This window comes from Microbacterium galbinum (genome assembly GCF_023101185.1).
GTDB classification, from domain to species: Bacteria; Actinomycetota; Actinomycetes; order Actinomycetales; family Microbacteriaceae; genus Microbacterium; species Microbacterium galbinum.
This window is the reverse complement of the sequence record NZ_CP078077.1, coordinates 1,356,535-1,372,200: the sequence shown is the minus strand read 5'-3', so window position 1 is coordinate 1,372,200 and position 15,666 is coordinate 1,356,535. Positions and strand designations below refer to the sequence as shown.

19 protein-coding genes and 1 tRNA gene are annotated in these 15,666 nt (G+C 70.3%); 9 read left to right on the top strand and 11 right to left on the bottom strand.

Annotated elements, in window-relative coordinates:
* Nucleotides 1-13 precede the first annotated feature (13 nt).
* A complete protein-coding gene (locus KV396_RS06840; RefSeq protein ID WP_247633371.1) occupies nt 14-190 on the bottom strand; it encodes a hypothetical protein in 177 nt (58 codons plus the stop codon).
* An 89-nt stretch (nt 191-279) separates the two neighbouring features.
* Here KV396_RS06840 and KV396_RS06835 point away from each other — a divergent pair, with 89 nt between their 5' ends.
* A complete protein-coding gene (locus tag KV396_RS06835) occupies nt 280-1,713 on the top strand; it encodes an HNH endonuclease signature motif containing protein (RefSeq protein ID WP_247957299.1) in 1,434 nt (477 codons plus the stop codon).
* Between the two features lie 269 nt (nt 1,714-1,982).
* Here the strand turns inward: KV396_RS06835 and KV396_RS06830 are convergent, their stop codons facing one another.
* The 4 genes from KV396_RS06830 to KV396_RS06815 are packed head-to-tail and all read right to left on the bottom strand — an operon-like array spanning nt 1,983 to nt 5,734.
* Nucleotides 1,983-2,723, bottom strand: a complete 741-nt coding sequence (locus tag KV396_RS06830; protein ID WP_247957298.1) for a response regulator transcription factor — start codon at nt 2,721-2,723, stop codon at nt 1,983-1,985.
* Nucleotides 2,720-3,997: a sensor histidine kinase gene (locus KV396_RS06825; protein ID WP_247957297.1), complete on the bottom strand. Its 1,278-nt coding sequence runs from the start codon at nt 3,995-3,997 to the stop codon at nt 2,720-2,722. The genes KV396_RS06830 and KV396_RS06825 overlap by 4 nt, the downstream gene beginning before the upstream one ends.
* 10 nt (nt 3,998-4,007) lie before the next feature.
* Nucleotides 4,008-4,826 carry an ABC transporter permease gene (locus KV396_RS06820; RefSeq protein ID WP_247957296.1) on the bottom strand — a complete coding sequence of 273 codons (819 nt, stop codon included), beginning with the start codon at nt 4,824-4,826 and terminating at the stop codon, nt 4,008-4,010.
* Nucleotides 4,823-5,734, bottom strand: a complete 912-nt coding sequence (locus KV396_RS06815) for an ABC transporter ATP-binding protein (protein WP_247957295.1) — start codon at nt 5,732-5,734, stop codon at nt 4,823-4,825. Before KV396_RS06815 ends, KV396_RS06820 begins: the two co-directional genes overlap by 4 nt.
* A gap of 285 nt (nt 5,735-6,019) precedes the next feature.
* Between KV396_RS06815 and KV396_RS06810 the strand changes: the two genes are divergently transcribed.
* From KV396_RS06810 to KV396_RS06800, 3 genes are all read left to right on the top strand, one after another.
* The gene (locus KV396_RS06810; RefSeq protein WP_247957294.1) at nt 6,020-6,232 is read left to right on the top strand and encodes a hypothetical protein; all 213 of its coding nucleotides are present in this window, start codon (nt 6,020-6,022) and stop codon (nt 6,230-6,232) included.
* Between the two features lie 188 nt (nt 6,233-6,420).
* A complete protein-coding gene (locus KV396_RS06805) occupies nt 6,421-7,068 on the top strand; it encodes an RNA polymerase sigma factor (protein ID WP_247957293.1) in 648 nt (215 codons plus the stop codon).
* A complete protein-coding gene (locus KV396_RS06800) occupies nt 7,065-8,051 on the top strand; it encodes a hypothetical protein (protein ID WP_247957292.1) in 987 nt (328 codons plus the stop codon). Before KV396_RS06805 ends, KV396_RS06800 begins: the two co-directional genes overlap by 4 nt.
* A 148-nt stretch (nt 8,052-8,199) precedes the next feature.
* Here KV396_RS06800 and KV396_RS06795 read toward each other — a convergent pair whose 3' ends face one another.
* The 4 genes from KV396_RS06795 to KV396_RS06780 form a co-directional block, all read right to left on the bottom strand.
* Entirely contained in the window at nt 8,200-8,994 is a 795-nt protein-coding gene (locus KV396_RS06795; protein WP_247957291.1) for a hypothetical protein, read from the bottom strand.
* Entirely contained in the window at nt 8,991-9,638 is a 648-nt protein-coding gene (locus KV396_RS06790; RefSeq protein ID WP_247957290.1) for a hypothetical protein, read from the bottom strand. The genes KV396_RS06795 and KV396_RS06790 overlap by 4 nt, the downstream gene beginning before the upstream one ends.
* Before the next feature lie 97 nt (nt 9,639-9,735).
* Entirely contained in the window at nt 9,736-10,725 is a 990-nt protein-coding gene (locus KV396_RS06785; RefSeq protein ID WP_247957289.1) for an aldo/keto reductase, read from the bottom strand.
* A 44-nt stretch (nt 10,726-10,769) separates the two neighbouring features.
* Nucleotides 10,770-11,567: a siderophore-interacting protein gene (locus KV396_RS06780; protein ID WP_247957288.1), complete on the bottom strand. Its 798-nt coding sequence runs from the start codon at nt 11,565-11,567 to the stop codon at nt 10,770-10,772.
* 80 nt (nt 11,568-11,647) lie between these two features.
* Between KV396_RS06780 and KV396_RS06775 the strand changes: the two genes are divergently transcribed.
* Nucleotides 11,648-12,169 carry a hypothetical protein gene (locus KV396_RS06775; protein WP_247957287.1) on the top strand — a complete coding sequence of 174 codons (522 nt, stop codon included), beginning with the start codon at nt 11,648-11,650 and terminating at the stop codon, nt 12,167-12,169.
* 40 nt (nt 12,170-12,209) lie between these two features.
* On the opposite strand, the gene KV396_RS06770 is transcribed toward KV396_RS06775, so the two are convergent.
* The gene (locus tag KV396_RS06770; RefSeq protein WP_247957286.1) at nt 12,210-13,001 is read right to left on the bottom strand and encodes an SDR family NAD(P)-dependent oxidoreductase; all 792 of its coding nucleotides are present in this window, start codon (nt 12,999-13,001) and stop codon (nt 12,210-12,212) included.
* A gap of 85 nt (nt 13,002-13,086) precedes the next feature.
* Between KV396_RS06770 and KV396_RS06765 the strand changes: the two genes are divergently transcribed.
* Both KV396_RS06765 and KV396_RS06760 read left to right on the top strand, forming a co-directional pair.
* Entirely contained in the window at nt 13,087-13,572 is a 486-nt protein-coding gene (locus KV396_RS06765) for a MarR family winged helix-turn-helix transcriptional regulator (RefSeq protein WP_247957285.1), read from the top strand.
* A 145-nt stretch (nt 13,573-13,717) separates the two neighbouring features.
* Nucleotides 13,718-14,029 (top strand): hypothetical protein, encoded by a 312-nt coding sequence (locus KV396_RS06760; protein ID WP_247957284.1) that lies wholly within the window; start codon nt 13,718-13,720, stop codon nt 14,027-14,029.
* Nucleotides 14,030-14,159: 130 nt separating this feature from the next.
* On the opposite strand, the gene KV396_RS06755 is transcribed toward KV396_RS06760, so the two are convergent.
* Nucleotides 14,160-14,242 (bottom strand) — tRNA-Leu (locus KV396_RS06755).
* Nucleotides 14,243-14,420: 178 nt separating this feature from the next.
* On the opposite strand from KV396_RS06755, the gene KV396_RS06750 reads away from it, so the two are divergent.
* Together KV396_RS06750 and KV396_RS06745 are read left to right on the top strand one after the other, a co-directional pair.
* Complete coding sequence (locus tag KV396_RS06750; protein WP_247624019.1) at nt 14,421-15,137, top strand: FhaA domain-containing protein; 717 nt, start codon at nt 14,421-14,423, stop codon at nt 15,135-15,137.
* Nucleotides 15,130-15,666, top strand: a complete 537-nt coding sequence (locus KV396_RS06745; protein ID WP_247957283.1) for an FHA domain-containing protein FhaB/FipA — start codon at nt 15,130-15,132, stop codon at nt 15,664-15,666. Before KV396_RS06750 ends, KV396_RS06745 begins: the two co-directional genes overlap by 8 nt.

Sequence of the window (15,666 nt, the reverse complement as noted above, 5' to 3'; positions counted from 1 at the left end):
GGTGAGGCGCGGCCTAAGGTCGACGAGGCGGCGGGCAGCCGGCGATCTCGCCGTGCGAGATCGTTCCCCAGACGCTCGTCCATCCGTTGGTGCCGGGGTGCATCACGACGCGCATCCACTCCCCCATCGGGGTCGCCGACGCCAGGCGGCGCGGAGCGCGCGTCGAACCTGCGGCGATAAGGAAGGGCATGCAGCCAGGGTACTGGTCGGGGCTGAACGAGACCCGATCGCCTGGCTCGGATGCTTGCTCGATTCGAACATATGTACTAAACTCGGAGCATGACATCAGACGCCGCGACTCCCCTCGACAGGGTCGAACGCGGTCGTCTGCTCGACGCATGGGTAGAGGTGCGGCGGCGGATCGCCGAGCTCGAAGCGCAGGCGACCGCGTTGCTGGGCGAGCGGATCGGCGAGCACGATGCGGAGGTCGCGGAGCATCCGTATCACCGCGATGCGATCTACCGGTCGATGATCGCGGAGTACTCCGCGGCGGGACACCTGTCGCGGGGTGCGGTGGAGTTCGCGTTCTCCGACGCGCTGGCTCTGCAGAGCATGCCGGCGGTCGAGGGGGCGTTCACCGCGGGGCGGGTGACTGCCGCGCACGTGCGCGAAATGGTGAGAGCAGCGTCCGTGGTGCGCGAGGCGGTGCGCAACGGTCGGGCGGATGCCGCGGTGCTGGGCCTCTACGAGACCGCAGTACTCGTGGTCGCCGAAACCGACTCGCCGGCCCGCACCCGCGCGCACGCGCGGCAGGTCGCCGCGGCCCTCGCCGGTGAGACGCTCCTCGAACGGCACCGACGAGCAGCCTCCGAACGCAGTGTGACCGTGCGGTCGCTCGACGACGGACTCGCCCTGCTCACCGCGGTACTGCCCGAGACGCTCGCCGTGGCGATCCAGGACCGCATCACGCGCATGGCACGAGAGGTGATCCGGGCCCGCGATGACGCACCCGCACCGACGTTCCTCGACGGCGAAGACCCGGAAGACGTGATTCTGCCCGAACACATCGCCCCGGACGACCCGCTCGCCGGTGTGATCTTCGGCGAGGACTCCACTTTCACCACCGACCCACTCGCATCACCCGCGGCTCCCGAGAGCATCATCGTTCCTGGCACTACCGTTCCTGACGACGAGCGGACCATCGATCAGGTCCGGGCCGACCTGTTCAGCGACCTGCTGCTCGCAGCCTCTCCCAGTCCCGCACTCGGCAACGACCTCGACGGGGTACAGGCACGCATCCAGGTGACGATCGCCGCGACCACCCTCGCCGGACTCGACGACCACCCTGCCGAACTCGACGGCCACGGCCCCCTCGACCCCGACATCGCCCGCGCCCTTGCCGGCCGCAACAACGGCTGGAGCCGCCTGTTCCTCGACGCCAGCGGCATGGTCACCGAGACCGACACCTACACTCCCACCGAGGGCATGCGCCGATACCTCCGCGCGAGGGATCAACACTGCCGCTTCCCGGGATGCCGGATGCCGGTCCACCGATGCGAGATCGACCACAACCAGGACCACGCCAAGGGCGGCAGAACGGCGATCGACAACCTCGCCCACTTCTGCAGGAGTCACCACCAGCTCAAACATCCCGACATCGACTCCGACCACCGTTGGACCGCTCGCTCCAGACCCGACGGCACCATCGAATGGACCGGCCCCCTCGGCCGCATCCACGCCGACCGCGCTCCGCGACGGGTGATGTTCGTCTGACGCGTGCTCTCTGGGCGGCGCGTGCTCTTCGTGTGGCGCGTGCTCTTCGTGTGACGCGTGCTCTACGTGCGACGCGTGCTCTACGTGCGACGCGTGCTGCGCGCGTCGCGTCGCCTCGCATCAACGTCGCGCACCCCCTCGACGCCGAGCGCCCCTCGGTGTCACGCGTCCCTCGACCCCGCGCGTCTCTCGCCCCCCACACCTCATCGACCTCGCGCGCATCACGCGCCTCATCGACGTCACGCGGGCCGATCCGCCGCGACTCTCGGTCAGTCGCCGACGACGAGCCCCGCACGGTGCGCCAGGATCACGGCGTGGATGCGGTCGCGAGCACCGAGCTTGGCGAGCACGCGGCCGACGTGCGTCTTGACCGTCGACTCCGTCACGAAGAGGGTGTCGCCGATCTCGGCATTGCTGAGACCCCGGGCGAGAGCGAGGAAGACGTCGCGCTCGCGGTCGGTGAGCGACTCGAGAAGAGAGGCGGCCGCATCTCCCCGGTCGGCGGCAACCTCCACCCCCGCCACGGTGGTGGGCGAGGCGGGCGACACAGCCGAGGTAGCCGACACACCCGAGACACCCAGTGTCGGGGTCACGTGCTGCAGCAGCATCCGGGTGATCCGCGGCGACAGGGCCGCGTCGCCGCGATGCACCGCGCGCAGCGCCGAGAGCAACTCGTGCCGCTGCACGTCCTTGAGCAGGAATCCGCTCGCCCCCGCGCGGATCGCGCCGAAGGCGTATTCGTCGAGGTCGAAGGTCGTCAGCACGAGAACGCGGGTCTGCGGATGCCGGTGCACGATCTGCTCGGTCGCGGCGATGCCGTCGAGCCCGGGCATCCGGATGTCCATGAGCACGAGGTCGGGCTGCAGCGCCGCGGCCTGAGCGATCGCCACCTCGCCGTCGCCGGCCTCGCCGACGACCTCGATGTCGTTCTCGGCTTCGAGAACCATCCGGAATCCGAGACGGATGAGCTGCTGATCGTCGACCAGCAGCACCCTGATCTTCTCGGTCATGCGTCCTCCTGTGTGAGCGGGAGTTCGGCCCGCAGCATCCATCGTCCTCCGTCGACCGGGCCGTGCGCGATCGTGCCCCGCACGTGAGCGACGCGCTCGTCGAGGCCGCGCAGCCCGAAGCCGGGGGAATCGCCCGGCTCCGTCACTCCGTCGTTCACGATCTCGACGCTCACAGCGTCGGCCCGGTGCTCGACGCGCACGGTGATCGCGGTCGCGCTCGGAGCGTGACGCATCGCGTTCGTCACCCCCTCCTGCACGATCCGCGACAGCGCATGGTCGATGGGTGCGGACAACGTCACGGGTGTTCCCGATGCGGTCAGGCTGATCGGGTACCCCGCGCGCTGAGCCGCCGCCACCGTCTCTTCGGGCGACGGGGCGGTGAGGGGCGCCAGCGGGAGAGGACTCGTGTCGTCGCGGAGCACCCCGAGCATCGCCCGCATCTCGGTGAGAGCCGTGCGGGCGGTCTGGGCCGTCGCGGTCGAGGCGACGCGGGCCTGCTCGCGATCGGCCGTCGCCGCCGCTCCCTCCGACAGCGCGACGATCACGGTCAGCGAGTGCGAGACGATGTCGTGCATCTCGCGGGCGATGCGCGCCCGCTCGGCGGCGGCGGCGAGCTGCGCCTGCTGATCGCGTTCGACGAGCAGCTGCCGCGATCGGTCGATGATCGCGTCGAGATAGCGCTTGCGCCCGCCCACGTTGACGCCGATGAGGGTGCCGATCAGACCGAAGATGACCGCGCCGATCACGGCGTTCGCGGCGTCGGCGAACCCCAGCCCGCCGCCGAGCACGAAGGCGCCTCCCCAGACGACGAGCGCCCCCAGGGCCACCCCGAATCCGATCCACGCCGCGCGGGACGAGCCGTACACGGCGAGCGCGTAGGCGGTGACCAGGATGAGCGGAGTGCCGCCGGGCAGGATGCCGACCACGAACAGCGCTTGCAGCGCGAACGACAGCACGAACGGCACGAGCGGATGCCGACGCCGCCAGAACAGGGCCACGCACGCGGCCAGCACCCCGGCCAGCGCGATGATCGAGAGCACGATGCCCGCGGGGTCCGGGATGCCGGTGCGCACGCTGCTCGCCGGCGTCAGCGTGAGGAACAGGCAGAGCAGCGCGATGACCGCATCGCCCACGACGGGGTGCCGCGCCCAGAAGCGCCGGAACACCCCGGGCGGACGCGGCAGCCGCAGCTCCTCGTCGTCCCGGGCCGAGACCCGGGCCGAGGCCCGAGCCGGGGCTCGGTCCGAGGCGCTGCGGCTGCGCGTCGTGATCACTCGCCAGACTCTACGCGTCGCGAGTGCGCAGCACGCCCCACGCGGTGAGCAGCGTCGCGACGACCCAGGCGCCGAGCGTCAGGTACGCGACGGGCGTCTCGAGCGGTCCGCCCGAGAGGATGAGGCTCTGCGCCGCCGAGGAGGGCAGGTACATCCCGGCATCCGACACCCACTTCCAGGCCTCGCCGGCGATCGAGAACATGCTCGCCACGATCGGCAGCACGAACAGCAGACCGACGGTCGCCGCGATCGCTCCGGCGCCCGAGCGCAGGATGAACCCGAAGGCGACACCGATCAGCGCGAACACGGCCATCGAGAGCGACGCCGTGAGGATTGGTCCGAACGACAGGTCGAAGTCCGACCAGTCGATGCCCTGGTCGCGACCGGCTACGACGGCCGACACGGCAGCCGCCGTGATGCCGAAGATGATCAGCGACGACACGAAGAGGAACACCGCGAGCACGACCGACTTGGCCGCCAGCACCGAGCCGCGACCCGGGTTGGCGGTGAGCGTCGAACGGATCATGCCCGTCGAGTACTCGCCGGTGACCGAGATGGCACCGAGGATGCCGGCGAGCAGCATCGTGAACTGGATCGGCGAGACGACCGCCTGGATCGGCTCGAAGCCGGGCATGTCGACGGCCGAGGCGAAGAGCACCGCGATGCCGATGGTGAGGGCCGCGGCGATCGCGATCGACCACCAGGTGGAGCGCACCGTGGTGAGCTTGATCCACTCGCCGCGCAGCGCGCGCACGAAGGTCAGGCGGTAGCGGGTGTCGACCTGGTGCGGCACGGCGGCGCGGGGCGGGGTGAGGGCCGGGGCGGTCATGCGATCTCCTTCGTCCGGTACTCGACGGCCTCGCCGGTGAGCGCGAGGTACGCGTCCTCCAGCGATCCGGTGGTCGGGGTGAGTTCGTGCAGGGCGACGCCCCGCTCGGCGGCGAGGTCGCCGATGCGCGAGGCGGGCAGGCCCGTGATGTCGAACAGATCGGGTGCGGTGCTCACGATCTCGACGTCGGGCCCCGCCACGAGCTGGGCGAGTGCCGCACCGTGCGGGGTGCGCACGCGCACGCGGTTCGTGGTCCAGGCCCGCACGAGGTCTTCGAGCGGAGCATCCGCCAGCACCTTGCCGCGCCCCATCACGATGACGTGGTCGGCGGTCTGCGCCATCTCGCTCATCAGGTGGCTCGAGAGCAGCACGGTGCGTCCCTCGGATGCCGCGTGCCGCACGAACTGACGCACCCAGCGCACACCCTCGGGGTCGAGACCGTTGACCGGCTCGTCGAGGATGAGCGTGTGCGGGTCGCCGAGCAGCGCCGACGCGATGCCGAGGCGCTGCCCCATGCCGAGCGAGAACTTGCCGGCGCGCTTGCGGGCGACCGATCCGATGCCGGCGAGGTCGATGACCTCATCGACGCGCGACGCGGGGATGCCGTGGGTCGCCGCCATCGCGCGCAGGTGGTTGCGGGCGGTGCGGCCGGTGTGCACGGCCTTCGCGTCGAGCAGCACGCCCACCTCGGTGAGCGGAGCCCCGAGCTTGCGGTACTCGCGTCCGCCGACGGTCGTGAGGCCCGACGTGGGGCGGTCGAGCCCGACGATCATCCGCATCGTGGTCGACTTGCCCGCACCGTTGGGCCCGAGGAAGCCGGTGACGGCTCCGGGCTTGATCGTGAACGACACGTCATCGACGGCCGTCTTGTCTCCGAACCTCTTCGTGAGGCCTTCTGCTGTGATCATGTGCTCCACGCTACGAGCGGCGGCGACCCCACCGCATCCGCCGCAGGTACCGTCTTGCGGATGACCGGCGTACGACCTGCGGAGGATGCCCCGAGACGCCGCGCAGGTCGCACCGAGACACCACATTCTCCGCGAGACACCACGGCACGCGTGATGTCTCACGCTCGACGTGGTGTCTCGGCGGCCCGCTCCCACCTGGCCTGTCAGGAATCCGTCGCACGTGCAAAGAGAGAGGCGCGAGAGCACACGACCCGCGCTGTAGCGTCGCTCGCGGAGGGGGAGACCGTGCAACGACTCGTGTGGGTGATGCTGCTGGTGCTGGGTCTCGCGGCGGTGGCGACCGCCGTGGTGCTGCGGCTGTGGACTCTCCGGCATCCGCTGATCGACGCCGAACCGGTGCCGACCCTGCTCGTCGCCGTCTTCTTCCTCGGCCTCGCGATCGTCGTCGTCGCGACGATCGGCAACATCGTGCTCACGGCGATCGATCGCCGCGCATGACCCCGAAGAGAAGTGTGTAAGGAATCGTCCGTTCGAGCCAAAGAGCGGATGCCGCCGCTCCGCGCCCCCGATCGATACTGAGAGTCGGGGGGCCGGCTCGTGCGCCCCGTCGAGGGGCTGACACGGGGCGCACGAGTGCTTCCTCCCGGTACCGTGAGGGAGCAGGGAAGAGACGGAGCGGGGTGGCGATGCGTCTGCGATCGGACCCTCGCGCGCGCCTGCGCGTCGTGCTCGCCGAGGTCGACGGCCGGATCGCGCGCGAACGCGCTCACGCCACTCGCACGGGAGCGACGAGAGCGACGGGTGCGAGTGGCGCGACGGGCGCACCGGGCGCCCCGGCACCGCGGAGCAAGGCCGTCGCCTTCCGCATCCTGTTCGACGAGCACCTGCCCCGGGTGCGGCGTCACCTCTCGTGCTTCCTCGACGACCGGAGCGAGGTCGAGGAGATCGCCGCCGACGTCTTCGTCGTGGCGTGGAAGAAGCTCCAGCCCGAGAATCCGATGGGGATCACCTGGCTGATCCGCACGGCCGACAACAAGCTGCGCGACGCCGCCCGGCGCGATCGTTCGAAGCGCCGGGCGATCGACGCGCTCACTCGTGGCCTGCAGGAGACCTCCGACGCACTGCATCCGCTCGAAGCCCTCGCCCTGCGCGAGGCGATCGTCACCCTGAGCGCGCGCGAACGCCAGGTCGTCGTGCTCACCTACTGGGACGAGCTCAGCGCCGGGGAGGTGGCGCAGGTGCTCCGGTGCAGCGCGGCCGCGGTCTGGACGACGCTCACCCGCGCACGCGCCAAACTGCGCCGGCAGCTCGAGGCGAAGGAGGCGGACGCATGACCCTCACCGACGACCGGCTCGACGAGCTCTTCGCGCTCGCGCACCCCTCGCCCGCCCGCGAGACCGCGCTGCGCGCCCAGGACATCGCCCTGCGGGAGCGGATCATCCGCGGCGACGTCGCCCCGCGGCGAGCGCCGCACCGGCGCGGGATCTGGGCAGCCGGTCTGACCACCGCCGTCGCCGCCTGCGCGATCGTCGCACTGATCGCCGTGAACGTGCTCGCTCCCGACCAGCGGGCGGTCGCCCTCACCCCGCCGCCGCTCATCTATACGGGTGCCGAGCCGCTCGACGCGGTGCTCGCCGATGCGCACGCGGCGCTCGCTGACGGCGACGGACCGATGCAGGCACCGCATGTGGAGCTCGTGACCTGGGGCTGGAGCATCGACATGTCGGAGAAGAACATCGAGGTGATCCCGCAGGACGTCACGATCGACTGGACGCTCGACGAGGGCGGCGTCACGACGATCGTCGCCGGCGAGCCCTACTGGGAGGACGGCGAGCGACCCGCCGGCCTCGGCGAGAGTCCGTACGAGCCGGGGGAGCTGATCGACCGCGTCACGATGACGCCCGAGCAGTTCAACATCCCGCCCGCCACGGCCGCCCTCGACGGGTCGAGTCCCGACGAGCTGAAGGCCGCGCTCGCCCCCTATCTGAGCGATGATCCGGCGCCGACGTCGGGAGAACTCGGGGCGGCCATCGTCTCGTTGATGTCGCAGTGGACGCTCACCGACGCGCAGCACGCGACCCTCCTCGACATGCTCGTCGATGCCGGCGGGGTGACCGTGCTCGGCCGCACGACCGATCGACTCGGGCGCGATGTGGTCGGCCTCGAGGTCGCCGAACCGTTCAACCCGCTCTACCGGCTCACCGTGCTCGTCTCACGCGAGACCGGGCGCATCGTCGGCACAGAGGACGAGCTCACCGAGCCCCTCGACTTCATCCCCGCGGGCGTGACCGGCTACACGCTCTGGGACGAGGGGTAGCGCGCGGGGAGCTTCCCTCTGCTCGGGTTCGAAGGGGTCGGATCAGAACACGGGGCGACTCGCCGTCGACACGATGACCGCGGGGCCACAGCGGCCCCTCTGAGTCCCTGAGCCCGTCGAAGGGTCCGGCCCCGAGAAACCCGTCTCCTCAACGATCGGCGAAGACCTCGATGCGGTCGCCGCGCATGATCAGTTCGAGGCCGGTGCCGTCGCCGAAGCGGTCGCGCAGCGCCTGGGGCTGAGCGGAGGTCACCTCGATCCGGATCACCGGCGGGAACGACCCGGCGTCGCACCCCCACGCCGCGATCTGGAAGCCACCGGAGTCTCCGAGGAGCTCCTCCGTGTCGATCGCGACGATGCACATCGCGTCCGATTCGTCGAACGACAGCCACTCCACGCCGCGGGCGATCGTCAGACCGGCGAACTCCTCGAACAGCGCCGCGTCGGGCCCCTTCTCGCCGAACGACTCGGGCCACGAGGCATCCGGGTCGATCGCGATCTCGGCCACCAAGCCCGGGTCGGCCGACCGCATGGCAGAAACGACGACCGCGGATCCGAACGCGGCGAGCGCGATGCACGCCGCGCCCAGCCACAGCCAGGGTGCCGACGGTCGCGGCGTGAAGAGGGTGCGCAGGCGGGAGGGCGACGGATGCTCGGGCTCCGCGTTCTCGGCGTCGATCGCCGGCGGCTCACCGGTGCGAGGGAGTTCGCCGCTGCGGCCGAACTCATCGGGCGCAGCATACGTCGCCGCCTCCTCGACCGGTGGCGCGGGGGCGACCGAAACGACGGGAACCTCACGAACCGGCGCCGTCACGACCAGCGCCGCCGGCGCCGCCTGCGCCTCGAGCGCGCGCAGCCGGGCGATCGCTGCGGGGTCCCCGTCGATGTCGGCATCCCGCCCGTAGGCCCGCGCACGCAGGGCCCGCAGCTCGTCATCGCTCATGCGTCGGCCCGTCCTCCGAGCACGACGACCGAGTCCGCTCGCGATCGGGCGGCCCGCAGGGCCACCGCGCCGAGCACACCGGTCGCGACGATCCGGGTGAGCAGGAGGACGTTGGCGACGAGCACGATCGCGTTCATGTCGGTCACCGCTCCCGAGAGCAGGAAGAACTCCATGAGCGAGGCGAGCACGACCGCGGCGAGCACTGCCGCCGGGGTGTACCGCCACGGGTCGGGCAGGGTGCTGCGAGTGAAGCCCGCGACGACCACGCCGCTCAGCGCGATCTTGACGATCGCGTCGATGAACACGGGCGCCGAGGAGGACACGCCGAACACGGCGAGCAGCAGGGGCGGGCCGGCGACGATCCAGATGGCCAGAAGGCCCAGGGCGACGATCGCGCTCCGCCGCAACCCGACCGACGGATGCCGCACCCCGGCGATCGCCGCGGCGATCAACGCGAGACCGAACCCCGCCGACGTCGCCACGCTCAGTGCGCTGAGCACGCCCCCGTCGAGCGTGCCGGGCAGACTGCGATACGCGGCGAGCAGGGCCGTCAGCAGGAACAGCGCTCCCGAGGCCGCCCACCAGCGCGACCACCGCACCGGCGCACTCTCCACGGCGATCGGCGGGGTCTCCGGTCGGCTCATCGCCCATCACCGTCCTTGGTCATGTGTGCTCGCAGCTCACCCCCGAGCGTACCGATGCGCTCGGCCCGCGGCTCCCCTCAGAACCCTGCGGCGCCTCTCAGAACCCCTCGGCCTCGCGGGGCGTGTAGGCGCTTTCGAGCGCGTCGATCTCGGCGGGTTCGAGACGGATGCCGACGGCCGCGACCGCGTCGTCGATGTGGGCCGCACGGGTGGCGCCGACGATGGGCGCGGTGACCGCCGACTGCTGCGCGACCCAGGCGAGGGCGATCTGCGCACGGGAGACGCCCCGATCGGATGCCACGCGGGCGACGGCCTCGACGATCACCCGGTTGGACTCCTCTTCGCGGTGGTAGAGCGTCGCGCCGAAGGCATCCTTCCCCGTGCGATTCGTCGTCTCGTCCCAGTCGCGGGTCAGGCGGCCCCGCGCGAGCGGCGACCACGGCAGCACCCCGACGCCGGTGTCGAGGCAGAACGGATGCATCTCCCGTTCCTCCTCGCGCTGCAGCAGGTTGTACTGGTCCTGCATCGAGACGAACGGGGTCCACCCGTTCTGCGCGGCGACGTGCTGCGCCTTCGCGAACTGCCACGCCCACATCGACGAGGCGCCGATGTACCGCGCCTTGCCCGAGCGCACGACGTCGTGCAGCGCCTCCATCGTCTCCTCGATCGGCACCTCGGGGTCCCACCGGTGGATCTGGTACAGGTCGACGTAGTCGGTGCCGAGGCGCCGCAGGCTCGCGTCGATGCCCGAAAGGATGTGCCCGCGGCTGAGGCCGGCCTGGTTCGCGCCGGGTCCCATGCGCCCATGCACCTTTGTGGCGAGCACGATCTCGTCGCGGCGGGCGAAGTCGGCGAGCGCACGGCCGACGAACTCCTCGCTCGTGCCGTCGGAGTAGACGTCGGCGGTGTCGAACGTCGTGATCCCCGCTTCGAGGGCCTGCCGGATGAGGGGTCGGCTCGACTCCTCATCGAGCGACCAGCCGTGCGCGCCGCGATCCGGGGCGCCGAAGCTCATGCATCCGAGTACGACCGGCGAGATGCGCAGCCCCGATCGTCCGAGTCGTACGTGGTCACCGGGCTCGATCATGAGTTCTTCCTTCTCGTGGATGTTCGACGGATGCCGGACGGTGACTACTCGATCTGCCCGATCGGCTCGCGCTTCTCGGCCTGGAACTGGTCCTCGGCGCGACCGCGTGCCCAGTACGCCGAGATCGAGAGCGACTCGCGGGGCACCTCGCGCTGCTTCAGCAGGGCGCGCACTTCCTTGATCGTGCCGCGCTCCCCGTGGGCGAAGACCCCGGGGGTACCGTCGGCCCAGGGCAGGTCGGCGAGGGCGGTGAGCAGTTCCTCATCGGTGTCGGTCCAGCGCACGTTCACGCCGGAGGGCGCCGCGGGCAGCACCCGGTCCGACGGGTCGGCGACCGTCAGGATCACGTGGCCGACGGCATCCGATTCCATCGCTTCGATCGCCGAGGAGATCGCCGGCAGCGCCGTGTGGTCGCCGACGAGAAGATGCCAGGGCGTCGACGGCTCGGGCCGATATCCGCCCCCGGCACCGCTCACGACGAGGGTGTCGCCCGGCTGCGCCCGGCGGGCCCACGGACCCGCGACGCCCTCGTCACCGTGCACGACGAAGTCGATCACGATCAGGCGAGCCTCGGGGTCGGCCGAACGGACCGTGTAGGTGCGCCGCGTCGGGAGCTTCTCGGGGCTCTCCTCGCGCAGCTGCGCCAGATCGTACGGTGGCACGAGGCCGTGACGGGGGTCGGCGAAGAGGATCTTCACGTACTTGTCGGTGTAGACGTTGTCGGTGAAGTCCGCGTAGCCGTCGCCGCCGGCCGTGATGCGGATCAGATCGGGACTGACCTGCTCGACCTCCTGCACGGTGAGGACTGCTTGTGCGGGTGGCTTGCGAGGCTGGTCGGTCATCTGCATCTCCCGGGGTGCCGAACGTTCCCTCCAGTCTGCCCGGGATGCGAGGGGTGAGGGCGCCCTGACATGATGAGCGGGTGATCTTCCGGCCCCGACGCGGTGTGATGGCGGGCGCGGTCCTCCTGGCCGCAGCCGTCGTGCTGAGCGCATGCGCGGCCACGCCCTCGCCCGCAGCCCCGTCGGATGCCCCGGCCGCCGAGACACCGATCACGGCCTCACCTCTCCCGAGCGCAACGCCGTCCGGCGACCTCGGCCCGGTCGAGAGCTTCCTCGCCTGGCTCGAAGCCTCGCGCGCCCCCGACGCCGAAGCGGCGTGCGCCGGCCTCTCCCCCGAACTCGCCGCGCGCATGATCGCCGAACTCAACGGCAGCGGCGCGTTCGCGGTGAGCACCTGCGCCGAGATGATCACCGCCACCGCCGAGCTGTATCGCGCGACCGCGCAGAGCAGCGAGGTCGATGTGACGATCCAGGAGCAGACCGAGAACGACGCCACCCTCTTCGTGACCTACCTCGCCTCCGGCGATTGCGGCACGGTCGTCATGACGCGCGAGGTGACCGGTTGGATCATCACCGAGAGATCCGAGGAGTGTGCCGTCTGATCGGTTCGCGCTGACCCGTTCACTCTGATCCGTTCGCGGCTCACAGCATCGCGGTGAGCACGCCTCCGTCGGCACGCAGGGCGGCACCGTTCGTCGCCGAGGCGACGGGGCTCGCGAGGTACGTGACGAGGCTCGCGATCTCGGTCGGGTCGAGGAATCGCTCGAGCAGCGTCGTGGCGTTCTGGCCGATGATCGCCTGCTTCATGGCGTCGGCGGGCAGCGACTGCGCTTCGGCCACCGCCGCCACGGTCGCGGCCACCCCGTCGGAGTACGTGGGTCCGCCGAGCACCGTGTTGACAGTGACCTCGGTGCCGCGGGTGAGCTTGGCGAGGCCGTTGGTGAGGGCGATCATCGCCGCCTTGGTCACGCCATAGTGCACCATGTCGGCGGGAACGTTCACTCCGGATTCGCTGCTGATCGAGACGATGCGCCCCCACCCGCGCTCGAGCATGCCGCCGAGAACCTGCCGCGACAGGCGCACGGCGCTCATGAGGTTCACGTCGAGGTAGCGCGACCACTCGTCGTCGGAGGTCGCCGAGAAGTCGGCCAGGCCGAACAGTCCGACGTTGTTGACGAGGATGTCGACGTCGCCGAGGTCGGCGAGAAGGCGCGCGACCTCGTCGGGCTTCGCGAAGTCGGCGACGAGACCGTTCGGGTGGGATTCCGGATGCTCCGCCCCGAGCCGTGCGACGGCGCTGTCGAGGCGCTCGGCGTCGCGACCGTTGAGCGTGACCTGCACGCCCTCCGCGGCGAGCGCTGCGGCGATGGCGTAGCCGATCCCCTGGGTCGAGCCGCTGACGAATGCCTTCTTGCCTGCGAGTCGCAGATCCATGTTCGACGTCCTTTCACTTGCTTGAGCAAGTCAAGGTACAGGCTTTTACTTGCTCAAGCAAGTGAACTCGGGATAGCCTGAGGCCATGCCGAACACGAACGCCGACCACGGCCTGAGCTCCGACGAGCTCGCGATCTGGGCCTCGCTCGCCACCCTGCTCGAGCGCCTGCCCACCGCCCTCGACGCGCAGCTGCAGCGCGACAGCGGGCTCACCCACTTCGAGCACGGCATCCTCTTCGCGCTGCACAGCGCCCCCGAGCGCACCCTACGTCTCAGCGTGCTCGCCGCCTACGCGAGCTGCACCCTGTCGCGCCTGTCGCGCGCGGTCTCCCGACTCGAGACGAAGGGGTGGGTGCGTCGCGAGATCGACCCGAGTGACGGACGCTTCACCCTCGGCATCCTCACCGACGCCGGCGCGCAGGCGGTCGCCGAGTCGACCCCCGCCCACCACGCGCTCATCCGCACCCTCGTGTTCGACACCCTCACGGATGCCCAGGCGCGGCAGCTGGGGGTCATCAGTCGGAAGGTGGCGGAGGGAATCGGCCCCGGGGGTGTGTGGAGTCCGGCTTAGAAAGACGCGGAACTCTCACCTGTCGCCGTGAGGAGCGACCCCCTACTCGAAGACTCGCAGGTGACCGGCACGGTGAGCCTTCAGGGCAGCGTCGGTTCGGCGACACGTACCCGCTCCCTGTGGCCACGCAGGACATGATGGGCAGATGCGCTCCGCAACGGCATGGCTTCTGATCGCGGCGATGACGGTCGTCTCGCTGCTCTTCCTCGCGCTGGTGGCGACCTTCCGGTTCGCGATTCCCCTCATCGACCCTGCACCGCTCCCTCCTGACTACGACATGCAGGCTGCGGTGGCGTTCGTCACCATGGGAACCGCACTCGTGGGCGGGATCGGAGCAGGCTTCCACGCCTCCCGGCACCCCCAAGAACGCGCCGTGATCGTGGGATGGGCAGGAGTCGCATTGCTGATCGGTACCGTTCTGGGAACGGTCCTGGCGTTCACGATGAGTGCACGCTAGGGCGCGCTGCCGGGGACGTCTCGCGCCTCCTGCCCAACGGTCTTCGAGGGAGGAAGTCGCACCCGACGAAGCACTGGCTGCAAAAAAAAGGCCCGGTTCCACAGAGGGAACCGGGCCTTTCAACTCGCTGTGCGCGAGGGGGGACTCGAACCCCCACGCCCGCAAGGACACTGGCACCTGAAGCCAGCGCGTCTACCATTCCGCCACTCGCGCGAGTGTCTCGTTCCGAAGAACTCAACCTCGTAAGGCTATCACGCGTCGCGACCCCACGAGAAACTCCCCCCGCACCCCGGAAAACCCCGGAAATCCGGGACTCCGAGCCCGTCGCGGGGCGGATCCTCAGCACACCTGGCTACGATGTCCCTACCAGTTGGCATGCCAGAGGAGCCCAGTGGGACTACTTGACAGCTTTGAGAAGGGTCTCGAGCGCGCCGTGAACGGCGCGTTCGCGAAGACCTTCCGCAGCGGCATCCAGCCGGTGGAGATCGCTTCGGCGCTGCGGCGCGAGGCCGATACGAAGGCGGCGGTCGTCAGCCGCGACCGCATCATCGCGCCCAACAACTACGTCGTGCGCCTCAGCGCCGACGACGCCGAGCGGATGCGCGGACTCGGCGGCGCTCTCACCGACGAGCTGCACGCCCTGCTCACGAAGCACTCGAAGTCGCAGGGCTACAGCTTCGGTGGCCCGCTCTCGATCGTGCTCGAACCCGACGAGAAGGTGTCGACGGGTACGGTGCGCGTCAGCTCCGGAACGGTCGAGGGCCGTGTGAGCTGGGAGGCCGTGGTCGACGTCGACGGTCGCCGGCACCGCATCACCCGCGCGCGCACCGTCATCGGACGCGGCACGGATGCCGACATCACCATCGCGGATGCCGGATCGAGCCGTAAGCACGCCGAGATCCTCTGGGACGGCGAGCGCGCCATGATGCGCGACCTCGGCTCCACCAACGGCACCAAGGTGAACGGGCAGAAGCTGCGCGAAGCGGCCCTCCCCTCCGACACCACGATCACGATCGGTCGCACCGATCTCGTCTTCCGCGTGGTGCCGCAGACGGTACCGGCGCGTGTCAGCGACGCCACCCGTGCGTTCGGAGGCATCCATGAGTGAACTGGTCCTCCTGCTCCTGCGCATCGGTTTCCTGGTGCTGCTGTGGTTCTTCGTGTTCGGCGTGGTCTACTCGCTGCGCGCCGACCTCTTCGGCGTGAAGGTGCGCAAGCTCCCCGCCGAGGCCGCTGCGGGTGCCCCCGCATCCGGCGCCGCGGCTCCGGCCGCCCCCGTCGCGAAGCCGGCCTCGGCGAAGCCCGCCTCCGCCAAGCCCTCCACGGGTCCGGCGACCGTCGCGACCGCCCAGCGCCTCGTCATCACCTCGGGCCCGAAGGCGGGGCTCGAACTCCCCCTCGGCAACGACACCCTCACGATCGGCCGCTCGAGCGAGTCCGCCCTCGTGATCCGTGACGACTACACGTCCAGCCACCACGCCCGCCTGATCCTGCGCGGTGACGCGTGGGCCGTGCAGGACCTCGACTCCACCAACGGCACGTTCGTCGCGGGCCAGCGCGTCGGCAACTCCCCCGTCTCGCTGTCGCTCGGCACCCCCATCAAGGTGGGCGCCACGACCTTCGAGCTGCGAGCCTGA

Coding starts and splice junctions, on each gene's coding strand:
- KV396_RS06745 (WP_247957283.1), top strand. CDS start 15,130: ATGAGTGAACTGGTCCTCCTGCTCCTGCGCATCGGTTTCCTGGTGCTG.
- KV396_RS06770 (WP_247957286.1), bottom strand. CDS start 13,001: ATGGATCTGCGACTCGCAGGCAAGAAGGCATTCGTCAGCGGCTCGACC.
- KV396_RS06805 (WP_247957293.1), top strand. CDS start 6,421: ATGCGTCTGCGATCGGACCCTCGCGCGCGCCTGCGCGTCGTGCTCGCC.
- KV396_RS06765 (WP_247957285.1), top strand. CDS start 13,087: ATGCCGAACACGAACGCCGACCACGGCCTGAGCTCCGACGAGCTCGCG.
- KV396_RS06820 (WP_247957296.1), bottom strand. CDS start 4,826: ATGACCGCCCCGGCCCTCACCCCGCCCCGCGCCGCCGTGCCGCACCAG.
- KV396_RS06840 (WP_247633371.1), bottom strand. CDS start 190: ATGCCCTTCCTTATCGCCGCAGGTTCGACGCGCGCTCCGCGCCGCCTG.
- KV396_RS06830 (WP_247957298.1), bottom strand. CDS start 2,723: ATGACCGAGAAGATCAGGGTGCTGCTGGTCGACGATCAGCAGCTCATC.
- KV396_RS06780 (WP_247957288.1), bottom strand. CDS start 11,567: ATGACCGACCAGCCTCGCAAGCCACCCGCACAAGCAGTCCTCACCGTG.
- KV396_RS06785 (WP_247957289.1), bottom strand. CDS start 10,725: ATGATCGAGCCCGGTGACCACGTACGACTCGGACGATCGGGGCTGCGC.
- KV396_RS06760 (WP_247957284.1), top strand. CDS start 13,718: ATGCGCTCCGCAACGGCATGGCTTCTGATCGCGGCGATGACGGTCGTC.
- KV396_RS06790 (WP_247957290.1), bottom strand. CDS start 9,638: ATGAGCCGACCGGAGACCCCGCCGATCGCCGTGGAGAGTGCGCCGGTG.
- KV396_RS06800 (WP_247957292.1), top strand. CDS start 7,065: ATGACCCTCACCGACGACCGGCTCGACGAGCTCTTCGCGCTCGCGCAC.
- KV396_RS06795 (WP_247957291.1), bottom strand. CDS start 8,994: ATGAGCGATGACGAGCTGCGGGCCCTGCGTGCGCGGGCCTACGGGCGG.
- KV396_RS06815 (WP_247957295.1), bottom strand. CDS start 5,734: ATGATCACAGCAGAAGGCCTCACGAAGAGGTTCGGAGACAAGACGGCC.
- KV396_RS06835 (WP_247957299.1), top strand. CDS start 280: ATGACATCAGACGCCGCGACTCCCCTCGACAGGGTCGAACGCGGTCGT.